Consider the following 15,055-nt stretch of genomic DNA (forward strand, 5'->3'; position numbering starts at 1 on the left):
GCCGTTCACTTGAGCTCAACGAATGCGGTTTTCGGGTTGCCATGTATGAAATTGCGCAAAGCTTGAGTGCTGGCCTGCGTTTGAAAACAATCGTGCGGAAAAATGCAGCTTCGTTTCTTGAAGGGTGCCTGAGTCTTTCGGGATGGTTATTGCCAAGTCGTCCGATGCAACGCCCGGGCTTGTCGCAACAGCAAAGCTGGTCATTGAACGCTGCGGAACAACCCGGGACGGGCATCCACGATAATCAAACCGCCATGCTGACTCTCATCAAAAACTGACCATGCATAAACGTTTGCAATCCGCAGTCAGCTTGCATCAGGCGGCTGGCAATTCGCCGACCCTTGCGCGGCTTGCCGACCTGGTCCGCGAATCGAACCATCGACTGATAGCCATTGAAGCGCTGATTCCGGCGACTCTGCGATCGGCCGTCCAAGCAGGGCCAATTGACGGCGAAAGCTGGTGTCTTCTGGTGAATGGCAATGCAGCTTCGGCAAAAGTCCGGCAACTGATCCCGCTCATCCAGTCGAGCCTGTTGCGTCAGGGCTGGAAGGTCAAGTCCATCCGACTGAAGATTTTGATCGCCAAGAACCTCTGACAACTCTGGTGGCTTCGGAGGAAGCGAAATATGAACAGGGGATTTTTATTTTCACTGTTGCTATTCGATAAATAGCAAGCAATGCTTCTGTGATGTGCGTAAACAGTGAATTTACACAAGAACCATTGAATGGTGCCGCTTGTCGGAATCGAACTGACGACCTACCGCTTACAAGGCGGTTGCTCTACCAACTGAGCTAAAGCGGCGCAAGTCACATTCTACTTCACGCGCTTGAGTGAAGGACGGGGTCGCGGCGGCGGTTGGGGAGGCTCAGGCGCATCTGTTTTTTTGTGCCTTCCTTTTCCCTTGGCATGCGCTCCAGGTACGTTATCCACCAGTTGCATGATCTTGCTGTCGGGCGTTTCTGATGAAGAAGGTACAGCCTGCAAAGCTTGATGATCCGACGCACCAAGCGGTGGCTCGAGAAGGTCGCTGGTTCCCGCAGAAGTTGTTTCGAGTGGAAAAGCCATGCCCTGCCCATTTTCCCTGGCATAGATGGCGATCACATGGCTGATTGGCACCAGAATTTCGCGTGCAGCGCCGCCAAAGCGTGCTTTGAATTCAATGAACTCGTTTCCCAAGGTCAAGGAACTGGTGGCATCAAACCCAATGTTCAGCACAATCTCGTTATTTTTTACGTATTCACGTGGCACTTGCACGGTGTTGTCTACCGACACCGCCACGTAAGGCGTGAAACCGTTGTCGGTGCACCATTCGTACAAGGCACGAATCAAGTAGGGACGGGTTGACGTGGCGTTCGGTGCATTCATGAATTCGGCCAAGTTGCTGATTCCGTTAAATTCGATGCGGCTTTACTTGCGCATCACTTTCTCGGAAGGCGTCAATGCTTCGATGTAGGCGGGACGGGAAAAAATGCGTTCGGCATACTTAAGCAAGGGTGCCGCATTTTTTGACAGGTCAATGCCGTAGTAGTCCAGGCGCCAGAGCAGCGGTGCAATCGCCACGTCGAGCATCGAGAAATTGTCTCCGAGCATGAACTTGTTCTTCAGGAAAATGGGCGCCAGTTGAGTCAAACGGTCACGAATATGGGCGCGAGATTTCTCGAGCGCTTTTTCGTTTCCCTTGGAAGCACGGGATTCAAGGGCACTGACATGAACAAACAGTTCTTTTTCAAAATTTAGCAAAAACAGCCGAACCCGTGCGCGGTCGACAGGGTCGCCGGGCATGAGCTGCGGGTGCGGGAAACGCTCGTCAATATATTCGTTGATGATGTTCGACTCGTACAGGATCAGGTCGCGCTCAACCAGAATAGGTACCTGACCGTAGGGATTCATTACATTGATGTCTTCAGGCTTGTTGTACAGGTCAACATCACGAATTTCAAAATCCATGCCCTTTTCAAACAATACGAAACGGCAGCGGTGCGAAAAAGGGCAGGTTGTACCTGAATAAAGGACCATCATGATTCGGAACTCCTAAAAGCAAAAGAGTGGAAGGCTAAGATTCATACCTTAGAACCGCCCACTCCGAAGGTGCCAATGTGCGTCAGGGCAGGCCCTGGACGCGTTGATCGGCACAAAAACTATTTGACGTCTTTCCAGAACGCCGCGTTGAGGCGCCAGGCCACGAAGGTCAGGCAAAGCAGAAACAGCAGCACCCACACCCCGATGCGAACACGGGTATTTTGGGCAGGCTCTGCCATCCACTGAAGGTAACCGACCAGATCGCCCATGGCCTGGTCATACTGCAACGGGGTCATCGAACCCGGCACGACTTGTTCCCAGCCCTTGAAAACGGCAACCTTGTGGCCGTGTTCTTCCTTCTCGACATACACCGGCTTGCGCACGCCCTGCAACTCCCAAAGCACATGCGGCATTGCCACATTGGGGAAAGCAAGATTGTTCCAGCCCGTTGCCTTGGTTTCGTCACGGTAGAAAGTACGCATGTAGGTATACAGGTAGTCTGGACCTGAGCCGCCCGCACCGGCGCGTGAACGGGCGATGACGGTGAGGTCGGGTGGCGTTCCGCCAAACCAATCCTTGGCCTGTTTGGGATCAATCGCCGATTTCATGGTTTCACCGACTTTTTCAGTCGTGAACAACAAGTTGTCCTTGATCTGCTGGTCGGTCAGACCAATGTCTTTCAAGCGATTGAAGCGCATGAAGGCTGCAGAGTGGCAGTTCAAGCAGTAGTTGACGAAAAGCTTGGCACCATTTTGCAAGGCAGCCATGTCGTTCGTCTTGTTGGGCGCCTTATCCCATGCCATGCCGCCTTCAGAGGCTTGCGCACCGGCCAGCAGACCTAGTGAAGTGATCAGGGCAAAAATGATTTTTTTCATGGTGATAACTCCCAGCTCTCAGTGGGCCGCAAAAGTAACGCGATCGGGAACGCGCTTGAAAGTGCCCAAGCGACTCCACCAAGGCATCAGCAGAAAGAAACCGAAGTAGAAAAGGGTTCCGATCTGCGAAACGCGCTCGCCAATGGCGGAAGGTGGCTGCACACCCAGATAGCCCAGGACGAAGAAGTTGATAACGAAAATACCGTAAAGGTATTTGTTCCAGCTCGGACGGTAGCGAATAGATTTGACTTCACTGTTGTCCAGCCATGGCAGGAAGAACAGGATGATGACGGCGCCGCCCATGACCACAACGCCCCAAAATTTTGCATCGATCAACAGCATGGAACCGACCAGCGCCACAGCTGCGCCGACGATGATGGCTTTGAACAATCCAGCGATCTGCGCCTTCAGCACACCCAGGACTGCACCCAGAAGCACGCAGGCAATCAATGCATACATCATCTCGCTTGTGATGGCACGCAGCATCGAGTAGTAAGGCGTGAAGTACCAGACCGGTGCAATGTGCAGCGGCGTCTTCAGCGGATCGGCAGGGATGAAGTTGTTGTACTCCAGGAAATAACCGCCAAACTCGGGTGCAAAGAAAATGATGGCGCTGAAAATCATCAGAAAAAGGCTGACAGCGAAAATGTCGTGCACCGTGTAATACGGGTGGAACGGGATGGCATCCAGCGGATGGCCGTTGGCATCTCGAGGCGCGTTCGGGCCCTTGACCTCGACGCCGTCAGGATTGTTGGAGCCGACTTCATGCAAGGCAATGATGTGTGCCACGACCAGACCCAGCAGCACCAGTGGCACAGCAATTACGTGGAAAGCAAAGAAACGGTTCAGCGTTGCATCGCCCACCACATAGTCGCCACGAATCAGCAGGGCCAGGTCAGGACCAATGAACGGGATGGCGGCAAACAGGTTCACGATGACTTGGGCGCCCCAATAGCTCATCTGACCCCATGGAAGCAAGTAGCCCATGAAGGCTTCTGCCATCAACGCCAGGAAAATGGCACAGCCAAACACCCAGATCAGCTCACGCGGTTTGCGGTAGCTGCCATAGATGAGTCCACGGAACATGTGAAGATAGACCACGACGAAAAAGGCCGAAGCGCCGGTGGAGTGCATGTAGCGGATAAGCCAGCCCCAGGGCACGTCGCGCATGATGTATTCGACCGAACCAAAAGCCAGCGACGCTTCGGGCTTGTAGTTCATCGTCAGGAAAATCCCCGTGACGATCTGGATCACCAGCACCAGCAAGGCCAGCGCACCAAAGACATACCAGAAATTGAAATTCTTGGGCGCGTAATACTCGCTCATATGCTCTTTGAAGAGCTTGCTTGCAGGAAAACGGTTGTCAACCCACGTCATCGCCTTGTCGGCGAGCGGAGCATCGGGGGAAATTTCTTTGAATACAGCCATAACTGATCCTGGTTCGGTGAGTTTCTTTGGCCTTGGATTGATACAGTGCTCAACGGCAGGGTTTCAAGCGCAGGCGGCAGGGTCTTTTGATAAGAGGTAGCGGGCCTTCAAGCCTTCTTGTCTTCACCAATCAGCAGCTTTGCATCCGACAGGTACATGTGGGGGGGCACTTCGAGGTTATCAGGCGAAGGCTTGTTTTTATACACGCGGCCGGCCAGGTCGAATGTCGATCCATGACAAGGACACAGGAAGCCGCCATGCCAGTCATCAGGCAGCGATGGCTGAGCGCCGGTTTGAAACTTATCGGAAGGCGAGCAACCAAGGTGCGGGCAAATGCCCACCACCACCAGGGTATCGGCCTTGATGGAACGGGTTTCATTGCGCGCGTATTCGGGCGTCCATTCAGGCAGTTTTCGTTCGGAGTTGGGGTCTGCCAACATGCTGTCAACTTGGGACAGAGACGCCAACTGCTCGGGTGTGCGCTTGAGGATCCAGACCGGCTTGCCACGCCATTCAACGGTCATCTTTTCACCCGGCTTCAGAGCAGAAATATCAACCTCGACCGCAGCACCTGTGGCTTTGGCGCGCTCGGACGGCTGGAAAGTACTCACAAACGGCACGGCTACGGCGGCAACGCCTGCTCCGCCTACGGCACAGGTGGCGACGATCCAGTTTCTTTTATCTTTATCGACATGCGTGCCGTGTGGCGCGCCCATTACGCTTGCTTGGGTCATGAAAGTCCTTCAAGAACTGGCTTGAAAAAGGATTAGTGAGGGATCAACCCGTGATTGTAGCGGAGCAGGAGGTGGTATTTGGAGGCTTCGCTATGGTTTGAGGTCATCCTGGCCCGCCCTTTTGCGGTGAAAGGGCAAGCCTGGTTTGTGGCGAACCAGGCTTCGAACCAGCTTGTGAATTGATGCCGAGGCTGCATAATTATTTGCAGCCCGCAGCAGTGCGGTGCAGGTACAACAACCACAGGGAAGCGGAGTTAAACCATGGAAATAATGCGGGAATTCAAGGAATTTGCCGTCAAGGGCAATGTGATGGACCTGGCCGTCGGTGTGATCATCGGCGGGGCTTTCGGCAAAATCGTCGATTCCATCGTCGGCGATCTGATCATGCCAGTCGTGAGCAAACTCTTTGGCGGGCTTGACTTCTCGAATTACTATGTCGCCCTGGCCGGGCAGGCCGCTGGACTCCCGCTGGTAGAAGCCAAGAAGGCAGGCGCCGTCTTCGCTTACGGTAACTTCATCACGGTGGCGCTGAATTTCATCATTCTGGCCTTCATCATCTTCATGATGATCAAGCAGATGAACCGTCTTAGAAAACCCCGGCCAGTTGCCGCTCCGGCGGCTCCGGCGGAAGACATCGTGCTGTTGCGTGAAATTCGCGACAGCCTGAATCGTCAAGCTTGAATCACGCCATCCCTGCGCGTAAATTAACGCATTGCTGATTCTGCGACCGGCAAAAATTTCTTTAATATTGACTATGCAACCAGCAGGCGCGCCATCCGGATCGCGGCCAGCAGGCTGGATGCGTCAGCCCGGCCGGCGCCGGCAATATCAAAAGCCGTGCCATGGTCTGGACTGGTACGAACCAGCGGCAACCCGAGCGTGACGTTGACGCCCTGCTCCACCCCCAGGTATTTAACAGGAATCAGGCCCTGGTCGTGGTACATGGCCACTACCACGTCAAATTCGCCGGGCTTCGAGAGGGTGTTGCGTGCCCGCATGAACACCGTGTCCGGGGCAAAGGGACCGCGCACATCAAGACCTTCACGCAAGGCAGCCGCAATGGCCGGTGCAATGATCAATTGCTCCTCCGTGCCAAACATGCCGCCTTCGCCGGCATGCGGATTCAGGCCCGCCACGGCGATGCGCGGCGATCGTCCCAGACCAATCCTGAGCGCCTGGTGCGCAATGCGCAGGGTTTGCAGCACGTTCTCGAAGTTCACGGCGTCAATCGCACGCCTGAGAGACATGTGGATGCTCACCAGCACCGTCGTGAGTTCATCGTTGGCCAGCATCATGCGCACCGGGACTTCGCTCACCGGTTTGTCCAGGAAAGCGGCGGCCTCTGCCTGCAGCATTTCGGTATGGCCTGGGAAACGGGCAGCCCAGCCACCGGCGGCTGACAGGGCTTCCTTGTGGATCGGCGCCGTGACCATGGCGGCAGCCTCGCCGGCAAGCACGGTGCGGGCGGCCCAGGCAATGCAGTCCGCCGCAGCCCCGCCAGCCAGGCCGCTGATCTGTCCATAGGCAACCAGGTCAGGCAGTGTGCATTTTTGCAACACGCCGATGCAGTTTGGCGGCATGGCCGGCAGGTCGGCCAGCGAATCGAGCTCGGCTACCGGCATTGCCGGATTTCGGGATGACCTGGCCACCAGCGCGCAAGCGCGCCGCAGCGTGGGCACGTCACCGACCACCACGCAGCCCGTCAGTTCCAGCGGTGACTGGGCGAAGGCCTTGGCGATGATTTCAGGGCCGATGCCAGCGGCGTCGCCCATGGTGATGAGGAAAGGAAGGGTTTGGGTGGTCATGCAGGGTTGTCGATGTCAATGAACTGATGATGCAGGCCGAATTGCGCCGCCACATGCGAGGCAACTGCCGGCGCGCCGTAACGCTCCGACGCATGGTGTCCGCAGGCAATGAACGTGACGCCCATTTCGCGCGCCACGTGCACCTGCGGCTCGGAAATCTCGCCCGTGATGAAGGCGTCAGCGCCGGCGGCAATGGCGGGCTCGAAATAGCCTTGCGCCCCACCGCTGCACCAAGCTATTTTTTTTATAGCAGCATGTACAGGCCCTACCTGCGTAACAGGCCTTTTTAACGTATTTTCAATATGCCGAGCCAGATCGCCGGCCGTGGCAAAGCTGCCGCCATCGCTTCGCCCACCCAAAAATCCCAGGCTTTGCTCACCAAAGCAGCTGCTGGCCGACAAGCCCAGCCGCAACCCCAGTTGCGCATTGTTGCCCAGCTCGGGATGCGCATCGAGCGGCAGGTGATAGGCAAACAAGCTGATGTCGTGGGCCAGCAGCAGCGCCAGGCGCTGCTTCATCCAGCCTGTCACGCGGCCGTCCTGGCCGCGCCAAAACAGGCCATGGTGCACAAAGATGGCATCGGCCTGCGCGTCAATGGCCGCTTCGATCAACGCCAGGCTAGCCGTGACCCCGGAAACCATTCGGCACACCTGCGTTTTCCCTTCCACCTGCAAGCCGTTGGGGCCGTAATCCTTGAAGCGCCCAGGCTGCATCAGCATGTCAAACGCGGCCAGCAACTCCTGTCTTGTCGTGGTGTTCATGGCAGGATTGTCTCAGGCCGGTCCGCACCGCCGGTCATTCTGGATTTTTTCCCGTATTCACAGCTTTGCAGTGGCTTGCGTCCTACGCCGGAGCATCCGGCATAAAGCACAATACGTGTTTGGCGGCCTGTACCCGCTTTCCTTTTACGCCTGTCAACTCCTTTTTGATCCATGAAGCGCACCTGGCTCCTGTTTTCCCAGACCGTCACTGTGTTGGTGGCGGCTTACTTCGTCGTTGCCACGCTCCAGCCGCAGTGGCTGAACAGGCGCGCCACGATTGGCGGTGTCTCAGTCATCGAAGCCCCCGCCAGCAGCCTGCCGGGTACCAGCGGTTCGGCCAGCCCAGTCAGCAACTTTGCGAAGGCAGCCAAAATAGCCTCCGCTGCCGTGGTGAGCATCAACACCAGCAAGGCCGCCGCCAAAAACCCGCAAATGAACGACCCCTGGTTCCGGTTTTTCTTCGGCGACCAGAACCCGGGCGAAGCCCAGGCAGGCCTGGGCAGCGGCGTGATCGTGAGCAGCAGCGGCTACATCCTGACCAACAACCATGTGGTCGAAGGCGCCGATGAAATCGAGGTCGTTCTCAACGACACCCGCAAGACCCGGGCGAAGGTTATCGGCACCGATCCCGACACTGACCTGGCCATCCTCAAGATCGATCTGGACAAGCTGCCCGTGATTGTCCTGGGCAACTCGGACGAGCTGCAGGTGGGCGACCCGGTGCTGGCCATCGGCAATCCGTTTGGCGTGGGACAGACCGTGACCGGCGGCATCGTCAGCGCCCTAGGCCGCAACCAGCTGGGCATCAACACCTTTGAAAATTTCATCCAGACCGATGCGGCCATCAACCCCGGCAATTCCGGCGGTGCGCTGGTCGATGTCAATGGCAACCTGCTGGGTATCAACACTGCCATCTATTCACGCTCGGGCGGCTCCATGGGCATTGGTTTTGCCATTCCCGTGTCCACCGCCAAGCAGGTGCTCGAGGGCATCGTCACCGAAGGCCAGGTAACCCGGGGCTGGATCGGTGTCGAACCGCAGGAACTCAATGCCGAACTGATCGAGGCTTTCAAGCTCAAGCCGGAAGCGGCCAAGGCCGGTGGCGTGATCATCACGGGCGTATTGCAGAACGGACCCGCCGCCCTGGGCGGAATCCGGCCTGGCGATGTGATCATGGCCGTCGATGGCCATCCGGTCCGCAATGTCAGCCAGTTGCTGACGGCGGTTGCTGCGCTCAAGCCCGGCACGCCTGCACCACTCAAAGTGCTGCGCGGCGACGGCCCCGTGGATATTTCGGTGACACCGGCCCAGCGCCAGCGGCCCAGGGTGCAGCGTTGAAGGTGGGGGGTGATTCGTGGAAACGGCTCTGCGCTAAGGCATTTGCCCTGGATACCGCGTCATTCGCTATTGAATAAATAGCGACAGACTTTTATGGTTGATGCGCGAACGGCTTTATTTTTTTAAAACCGGCGCAGTTTCAGGGTTTGGCGACTTCCGTGTCGGTGTCAGGCGCCTTGGTACTTTTGAGGAACATCTGGGCGGCCAGGATGCCGACCTCGTACAGCCCGCCCACCACCATCAGCAGCATGATCATCGAGCCGGCATCGGGCGGCGTGACCAAGGCGGTACCGATGGCGGCGGCCACCCAGAAATAACCACGGTATTCGCGCAGCTGGGCGACCGTCAACACGCCCATGCGCACCAGCAAAATGACCGCTATCGGCACCTCGAAGGCCAGTCCGAACGCCAGGAACATGCCGAGCACGAAGTTGAGGTATTCCTCGATATCCGGCGCCGCGGTGATCGACTTGGGCGCGAAGCTCTGGATGAACCTGAACACCTGGCCAAACACTACATAGTAGGAAAACGCCACGCCGATGAAAAACAGCAGCGTGCTGGAAACCACCAGGGGCATGACCAGCTTTTTTTCGTGCGAATACAGGCCGGGCGCCACGAAAGCCCATACCTGGTAAAGAACCACGGGCAGCGCGATCATGAACGCCGCCATGAAGAGAATCTTGATCGGCACGACAAACGGCGACACGACGTTGGTGGCGATCAGGGTCGCGCCCTTGGGCAAACTGGCTACCAGCGGCGCGGCCATCAGGTCATACAGGGCGCCTGGTCCGGGGAACAGCGCCAGGATGCCTGCTGCAATGCCAATGGCTATCACAGCCTTGATCATCCGGTCGCGCAACTCCATGAGATGTTGCACGAAAGGCTGCTCGGTGCCTGCGAGCTCGTCGGGCTTGTCGCCGCCGGTAGAGTTGGGATCGCTCATGAAGGAAGTTTGCGCTGTGTAAATTGCGCCGGTCTGCACGCAAGGGAAAATTCAGGGAAATGCTTCATGCCTTGCGGCTGGGCTGCGGACGAAATCGTGCCACTCGGGCCGCGCCGGACTGGGCCTTGGTGCGAACGCCTGAGCGGGCCTTGAACCATTGCGGCGTGGCGCCGCGCTTGAGCCGCCAATTTTTTTTCGGATGCCGGTATTCGGGAAACACCTCGAAGCCGGACAGACTGTCGGAGGTGGTGGAAGTCACCGTGTCGGACCACGATTTTTCAAAGTCAGTCGCGCCGGTACGGATCGAACTTTCAACGTCGCGGGCAGCATCCTGGACGGTTTCCTTCATTTTCCGAAACTCGTCCAGCTCCATGGAACGGTTCACTTCCTGCTTGACATCGTTGACGTAACGCTGCGCCTTGCCCAGCAGCGTGCCCACGGTACGCGCCAGGCGCGGCAGTTTTTCGGGCCCGATGACGATCAGCGCAACCGCTCCGATCAAGGCAATTTTGGAGATGCCTAGGTCAATCACGACAGATCAGCCCCGCAACGCATTGAACACGCAAAAAGGAAAGTTCCAGCATGCATCAGGGCTTTTGCCGGGCTTCGACGTCGATGGTGTTGCGCTCAGACGTTGCATTGGCCTGGGCGTTGGTCACCTTGCTGGCAGGCACCGCTGGCTTATCATCCTCGGGCAGCTGGCTGCCATCCTTCATGCCGTCCTTGAAACCCTTGACGGCACCGCCCAGGTCGCCGCCCATGTTCCTGAGTTTTTTGGTGCCAAACACCATCACCACGATCAACAGCACGATCAACCAGTGCCATATGGAAAATCCACCCATAGTCATCTCCTAATCTAAAAACAGTCAATTGACTGCCATGTTTGCAACAAAGCCTGATTCTAAAGGCCCCATGTGACAGCGCCTATGACCCTGCAAGCCTGCAGGGTAGTTAAAAAACCGGCCTTTCGGCCTTCTGGTCCATTGCCGAGACGCGTTCAGCCCTTGAGCCACGGCCGGGGACCACCGATGACATGCATGTGCAGGTGATTCACTTCCTGGCCACCCTCTTCGCCAGTGTTGATCACGGTGCGAAAACCGCCTGCAGGGTAGGGATTGCAGCCCTGCTCCATCGCCAGCCGTGGCGCCAGCACCATCATGCGCCCGAGCAGTGCCGCATGTTCCGGGCCGACCTGTGCCATTGACGGAATATGCGTCTTGGGAACCATCAGGAAATGCACCGGCGCCCAGGGATGGATGTCGTGAAACGCAAACAGGTCATTATCTTCATACACCTTGCGGCTGGGAATGGCGCCAGCGGCGATCTTGCAGAAAATGCAGTTTTCAGAATGGCTCATGCGGCCTCCACGGAGCGGCCGGCATTCATGCGCACCATGCCCTTGACAATGCGGTAAAGAAACCAGACCGAGATCAGGCCCCAGGCAATCCAGCCCGGAACGATGAACAGCAGCCAGAGCCAGGAGGTCAGCAAGTACAGCACGCCGGCCCAGATCACGGAACGGATCCGCCAGCTGAAGTGCGAGGCCTGCCAGGTGTTGGCCGCGTCGCCGCGCTTGACCAGGTCAATGACCAGCGCCACCACCAGCAGGGCGATGGACACCTGGGCACCCGGCAGCACGGCGGCCACTGCAACCACCAGGTGCAGCAGGTAGCTGACCCAGCCCCAGGTTCTCAGCCCTTCGTCAGGCTCTATCGTCACAATGTCGTCGCGCATGGGTAGCTCCCTTTGTCAGTCGTTGGTGGCTTCGCGGTGCTGCGCCTTGCGCAGCGCCTTTTCCTCGATGCCGCTCGTGCCTTCGCGGCGTTCCAGTTCGGCCAGCACATCGGCGGGACGCAGGTTGTAGTGCGCCAGCGCGATCAGCGAATGGAACCACAGGTCAGCCACCTCGCCGACCAGTTTGCCTTGCAGTTCGGGCGTGGCGCCGCCGTGATCGATGTCCTTGGCGGCCATCACGGTTTCGGTGGCCTCCTCGCCGATTTTCTTCAGGAAAGCATCGGGACCTTTGTGCAGCAGGCGCGCCACATAGCTGGTGGACGGGTCGCCGCCTTGGGCTGGCTTGCGGCTTTCGATGATGGACGCCAGGCGCTCAAGGGTGTCGTTGGAATTTAGGGTGTGCATTGCAGGCTATTTGTAGATGCTGGCGGGATCTTTCAAGACCGGCTCGGTCGCCACCCACTGGCCATTTTGGTAACGGCTGAAAAAGCAGCTGTGCCGTCCGGTGTGGCAGGCTATTCCCGGCTGATCGGGTTCATGGCCGAGTTGGGTAATCTTGAGCAGCACCACGTCGCTGTCGCAATCCAGACGGATTTCATGCACCACCTGGAAGTGACCGGACTCCTCGCCCTTGTGCCAAAGTCGTCCACGCGAGCGACTAAAGTACACCGCCTGGCCCAACTCGGCGGTTTTTTCGAGCGCTTCGCGGTTCATCCAGGCGAACATCAGCACGTCGCCGCTGCCGGCTTCCTGCGCAATCACGGGCACCAGGCCCTTGTCGTCCCAACGGACCGTGTCTAACCAATTCATGAGGGTATTGTCCGCGATTGTGGCAGGCTGTCGTGGGAGGGCCGGCGTGGTCTTGAAACGCATGTCGACACTATGAATTCAATAGCTGCAAGTGCCGGTTCATCAAGCGCAAACAGCCTTAAACGCTTTGAAATTCAGAGACGGACCGGAATTCCGCGACCGGCCATGTGGCGCTTGGCTTGGGCAACGGTGTATTCGCCGTAGTGAAAGATGCTGGCTGCCAGCACCGCATCGGCACCGCCCAGTTGCACGCCGTCGGCCAGGTGGTCCAGGGTGCCGACGCCGCCCGAGGCGATCACCGGCACGCTGACGGCATCGCTCACGGCGCGCGTCAGTTCAAGGTCAAAGCCCGACTTGGTGCCGTCGCGGTTCATGCTGGTCAGCAGGATTTCGCCCGCGCCGCGCTTAGCCATCTCAACGGCCCAGGCCACGGCATCGAGCCCGGTGTTCTTGCGGCCGCCGTGGCTGTAAACGTCCCAGCCGGCGCCGCGCAGCAGCGCGTCTTCGTCGCTGCGGCGCTTGGCGTCAATTGCCACCACGATGCACTGGGCGCCGTACTTGGCAGAGGCGTCGGTGATGACCTGCGGATTGGCCAGCGCGGCTGAGTTGAAACTGGTCTTGTCGGCGCCGGCGTTGAGCAGCCGGCGCACGTCCTCGACGGTGCGCACTCCGCCGCCCACCGTCAGTGGAATGAACACCTGCGACGCCACGGCCTCGATGATGTGCAGGATCAGGTCACGCCCGTCGCTGGTGGCGGTGATGTCGAGAAACGTGAGTTCGTCGGCGCCCTGGTCGTTGTAACGGGCCGCAATCTCGACTGGATCGCCGGCATCGCGCAATTCCAGAAAATTGACGCCCTTGACGACCCGCCCGCCGGTCACGTCCAGACAGGGAATGATACGTTTAGCGAGCATAAGCCCCCACGGTCGCCCACTGCGTGTGGCTCCCTGCCCCTCGAGGGGGCCGCTGCGCCTGCGGCCCGGCAAAGCCGGTTCCGCGGCCCTGGCTGGCTTGCAGAGGCGCGCTCTGTGGCCAGGCTTTGCGCACATCAGCACCGCGTTCAGCCATTTAGCTCATCGGCGCGCGCTTGCGCCGCTTCAAAGTCCAGGTCGCCGCTGTAGATCGAGCGGCCGCAGATCACGCCCTGCACGCCTTCGTCCTCGACGGCGCACAGCGCCTCGATGTCGGCCATGTTCGACAGGCCGCCCGAGGCAATTACCGGAATCGTCAGCGCTTGCGCGAGCCTGACGGTGGCTTCCATGTTGATGCCGCTGAGCATGCCGTCGCGGCCGATGTCGGTGTAGATGATGGATTCGACGCCGTAGTCCTGGAATTTCTTGGCCAGATCGACCACTTCATGGCCGGTCAGCTTGCTCCATCCGTCGGTGGCGACCTTGCCGTCCCTGGCATCCAGGCCGACGATGATGTGGCCGCCAAACGCCGTACAGGCATCCTGCAGGAAACCCGGATTCTTGACGGCAGCGGTGCCGATGATGACGTAGCGCAGGCCGGCATCCAGGTAGCGCTCGATGGTGTCGAGGTCGCGGATACCGCCTCCCAGCTGCACGTCGATTTCGCTGCCCACCTCGGCCAGAATGCGCTTGATTGCCGCTTCGTTCTTGGGCTTGCCCGCGAAGGCGCCGTTCAGGTCCACCAGGTGCAGGCGGCGCGCGCCCTTGTTGACCCAGTTGCGGGCCATGGCCGCCGGGTCTTCGCTAAAAATGGTGGACTGGTCCATGTCGCCTTGTTTCAGACGGACGCAGTGACCGTCTTTGAGGTCAATCGCGGGGATGAGGAGCATGTTGGGCTAAGGAAAAGCAGTTGGTGAGGTTAAAAAAGATTCGCCCGGGCATGAGCGCATCGGGAAAGGAAACAGGACAGGCTGATCAGGGATTCCAGTGCAGGAAATTGCGGTACAGCGCAAGCCCCTGGTCGGCACTCTTTTCGGGGTGAAACTGGGTGGCAAAAATATTATCGCGCGCTATCGCCGCTGCAAAGCGCCCACCGTAGTCTGCCTCGCCCGCAATGTGGCGCTTATCAGACGGACAGGCGTAAAAGCTGTGAACAAAATAGAAATACGCGCCGTTGGGCACGCCATCCCAGACCGGGTGGGGCTTAGCGCCGTCGGCATGCGCCTGGTACACCTGGTTCCAGCCCATTTGCGGCACCTTGTAGCGGCTGCCGTCGGGTTGGAGCTTGCCGGCCAGGTCGAACTTGACGACCTCGCCATGGACCAGCCCCAGGCCGGGTGTGGGCGCGCCGTCCAGCCCTTCGTGGCTGTTGTCGAGCAGCATCTGCATGCCGACGCATACGCCAAACAGCGGCTTGTGGCCGGCGGCATGCCGCACGGCGCCGAGCATGCCCGAGTGTTCGAGCGCCAGCATGCAGTCATGCATCGCGCCCTGGCCGGGCAGCACGACGCGCTCGGCATCGAGCACGTCCTGCGGGTTGGACGTGACCCGCACCTCGCAGCCGGTGCCCTGCACCACATGCCGGACCGCCTGCGAAACCGAACGCAGGTTGCCCGAACCGTAATCGACCACCGCCACCATTTTCAATTTGGACATTCGGAAAGGGAAAAAGTAAAATGCTACTATTTTGATAGCTA

General features: G+C 58.6%; 21 protein-coding genes and 1 tRNA gene. 4 read left to right on the forward strand and 18 right to left on the reverse strand.

Annotated features, from left to right (window positions below; genetic code table 11):
• The first annotated feature begins 41 nt into the window (after positions 1-41).
• Positions 42-278 (forward strand): hypothetical protein, encoded by a 237-nt coding sequence (locus IWX85_RS08610; protein ID WP_196869456.1) that lies wholly within the window; start codon positions 42-44, stop codon positions 276-278.
• 2 nt (positions 279-280) lie between these two features.
• A complete protein-coding gene (locus tag IWX85_RS08615; protein WP_036806023.1) occupies positions 281-595 on the forward strand; it encodes a hypothetical protein in 315 nt (104 codons plus the stop codon).
• 130 nt (positions 596-725) lie between these two features.
• Here the strand turns inward: IWX85_RS08615 and IWX85_RS08620 are convergent.
• The 6 genes from IWX85_RS08620 to petA all read right to left on the reverse strand — a co-directional run bounded on the left by IWX85_RS08620 (position 726) and on the right by petA (position 5,056).
• Positions 726-801, reverse strand: a tRNA-Thr gene (locus tag IWX85_RS08620).
• A 12-nt stretch (positions 802-813) separates the two neighbouring features.
• Entirely contained in the window at positions 814-1,365 is a 552-nt protein-coding gene (locus IWX85_RS08625) for a ClpXP protease specificity-enhancing factor (protein ID WP_196869515.1), read from the reverse strand.
• A gap of 42 nt (positions 1,366-1,407) precedes the next feature.
• Positions 1,408-2,019: a glutathione S-transferase N-terminal domain-containing protein gene (locus tag IWX85_RS08630; protein ID WP_036806026.1), complete on the reverse strand. Its 612-nt coding sequence runs from the start codon at positions 2,017-2,019 to the stop codon at positions 1,408-1,410.
• 119 nt (positions 2,020-2,138) lie between these two features.
• The gene (locus IWX85_RS08635; RefSeq protein WP_196869457.1) at positions 2,139-2,894 is read right to left on the reverse strand and encodes a cytochrome c1; all 756 of its coding nucleotides are present in this window, start codon (positions 2,892-2,894) and stop codon (positions 2,139-2,141) included.
• Between the two features lie 18 nt (positions 2,895-2,912).
• The gene (locus IWX85_RS08640) at positions 2,913-4,322 is read right to left on the reverse strand and encodes a cytochrome bc complex cytochrome b subunit (RefSeq protein ID WP_036806032.1); all 1,410 of its coding nucleotides are present in this window, start codon (positions 4,320-4,322) and stop codon (positions 2,913-2,915) included.
• 107 nt (positions 4,323-4,429) lie between these two features.
• Positions 4,430-5,056, reverse strand: a complete 627-nt coding sequence (petA, locus tag IWX85_RS08645) for a ubiquinol-cytochrome c reductase iron-sulfur subunit (protein ID WP_196869458.1) — start codon at positions 5,054-5,056, stop codon at positions 4,430-4,432.
• Between the two features lie 261 nt (positions 5,057-5,317).
• Here petA and mscL point away from each other — a divergent pair, with 261 nt between their 5' ends.
• Positions 5,318-5,737: a large conductance mechanosensitive channel protein MscL gene (gene mscL, locus IWX85_RS08650; protein WP_036806038.1), complete on the forward strand. Its 420-nt coding sequence runs from the start codon at positions 5,318-5,320 to the stop codon at positions 5,735-5,737.
• A 71-nt stretch (positions 5,738-5,808) separates the two neighbouring features.
• Here mscL and pdxA read toward each other — a convergent pair whose 3' ends face one another.
• Positions 5,809-6,861 carry a 4-hydroxythreonine-4-phosphate dehydrogenase PdxA gene (gene pdxA / locus IWX85_RS08655; protein ID WP_196869459.1) on the reverse strand — a complete coding sequence of 351 codons (1,053 nt, stop codon included), beginning with the start codon at positions 6,859-6,861 and terminating at the stop codon, positions 5,809-5,811.
• Positions 6,858-7,622 (reverse strand): Nif3-like dinuclear metal center hexameric protein, encoded by a 765-nt coding sequence (locus IWX85_RS08660; protein WP_196869460.1) that lies wholly within the window; start codon positions 7,620-7,622, stop codon positions 6,858-6,860. The genes pdxA and IWX85_RS08660 overlap by 4 nt, the downstream gene beginning before the upstream one ends.
• A gap of 171 nt (positions 7,623-7,793) precedes the next feature.
• Between IWX85_RS08660 and IWX85_RS08665 the strand changes: the two genes are divergently transcribed.
• A complete protein-coding gene (locus IWX85_RS08665; protein ID WP_196869461.1) occupies positions 7,794-8,960 on the forward strand; it encodes a S1C family serine protease in 1,167 nt (388 codons plus the stop codon).
• A 139-nt stretch (positions 8,961-9,099) separates the two neighbouring features.
• Here IWX85_RS08665 and tatC read toward each other — a convergent pair whose 3' ends face one another.
• The 10 genes from tatC to hisH form a co-directional block, all read right to left on the reverse strand.
• A complete protein-coding gene (tatC, locus tag IWX85_RS08670) occupies positions 9,100-9,903 on the reverse strand; it encodes a twin-arginine translocase subunit TatC (RefSeq protein WP_196869462.1) in 804 nt (267 codons plus the stop codon).
• 64 nt (positions 9,904-9,967) lie between these two features.
• Positions 9,968-10,435, reverse strand: a complete 468-nt coding sequence (gene tatB / locus IWX85_RS08675; RefSeq protein ID WP_036806049.1) for a Sec-independent protein translocase protein TatB — start codon at positions 10,433-10,435, stop codon at positions 9,968-9,970.
• Positions 10,436-10,490: 55 nt separating this feature from the next.
• On the reverse strand, positions 10,491-10,745 hold the full coding sequence (tatA, locus tag IWX85_RS08680) for a Sec-independent protein translocase subunit TatA (RefSeq protein ID WP_036806052.1): 255 nt from the start codon (positions 10,743-10,745) through the stop codon (positions 10,491-10,493).
• A 155-nt stretch (positions 10,746-10,900) separates the two neighbouring features.
• Positions 10,901-11,260, reverse strand: coding sequence for a histidine triad nucleotide-binding protein (locus IWX85_RS08685; RefSeq protein ID WP_196869463.1), 360 nt, complete (start codon positions 11,258-11,260; stop codon positions 10,901-10,903).
• Positions 11,257-11,637, reverse strand: coding sequence for a hypothetical protein (locus IWX85_RS08690; protein ID WP_196869464.1), 381 nt, complete (start codon positions 11,635-11,637; stop codon positions 11,257-11,259). Before IWX85_RS08690 ends, IWX85_RS08685 begins: the two co-directional genes overlap by 4 nt.
• A 15-nt stretch (positions 11,638-11,652) precedes the next feature.
• Positions 11,653-12,042 carry a phosphoribosyl-ATP diphosphatase gene (locus IWX85_RS08695; protein WP_196869465.1) on the reverse strand — a complete coding sequence of 130 codons (390 nt, stop codon included), beginning with the start codon at positions 12,040-12,042 and terminating at the stop codon, positions 11,653-11,655.
• Positions 12,043-12,048: 6 nt separating this feature from the next.
• Entirely contained in the window at positions 12,049-12,447 is a 399-nt protein-coding gene (gene hisI / locus IWX85_RS08700; RefSeq protein ID WP_036812495.1) for a phosphoribosyl-AMP cyclohydrolase, read from the reverse strand.
• 134 nt (positions 12,448-12,581) lie between these two features.
• Entirely contained in the window at positions 12,582-13,361 is a 780-nt protein-coding gene (gene hisF / locus IWX85_RS08705; protein ID WP_196869466.1) for an imidazole glycerol phosphate synthase subunit HisF, read from the reverse strand.
• Between the two features lie 146 nt (positions 13,362-13,507).
• Complete coding sequence (hisA, locus tag IWX85_RS08710) at positions 13,508-14,248, reverse strand: 1-(5-phosphoribosyl)-5-[(5-phosphoribosylamino)methylideneamino]imidazole-4-carboxamide isomerase (RefSeq protein WP_196869467.1); 741 nt, start codon at positions 14,246-14,248, stop codon at positions 13,508-13,510.
• A gap of 85 nt (positions 14,249-14,333) precedes the next feature.
• Positions 14,334-15,014 carry an imidazole glycerol phosphate synthase subunit HisH gene (hisH, locus tag IWX85_RS08715; protein WP_036806064.1) on the reverse strand — a complete coding sequence of 227 codons (681 nt, stop codon included), beginning with the start codon at positions 15,012-15,014 and terminating at the stop codon, positions 14,334-14,336.
• Positions 15,015-15,055: the final 41 nt, after the last annotated feature.

Source organism: Polaromonas sp. CG_9.11, from assembly GCF_015752225.1.
Taxonomy (GTDB): Bacteria; Pseudomonadota; Gammaproteobacteria; order Burkholderiales; family Burkholderiaceae_C; genus Polaromonas.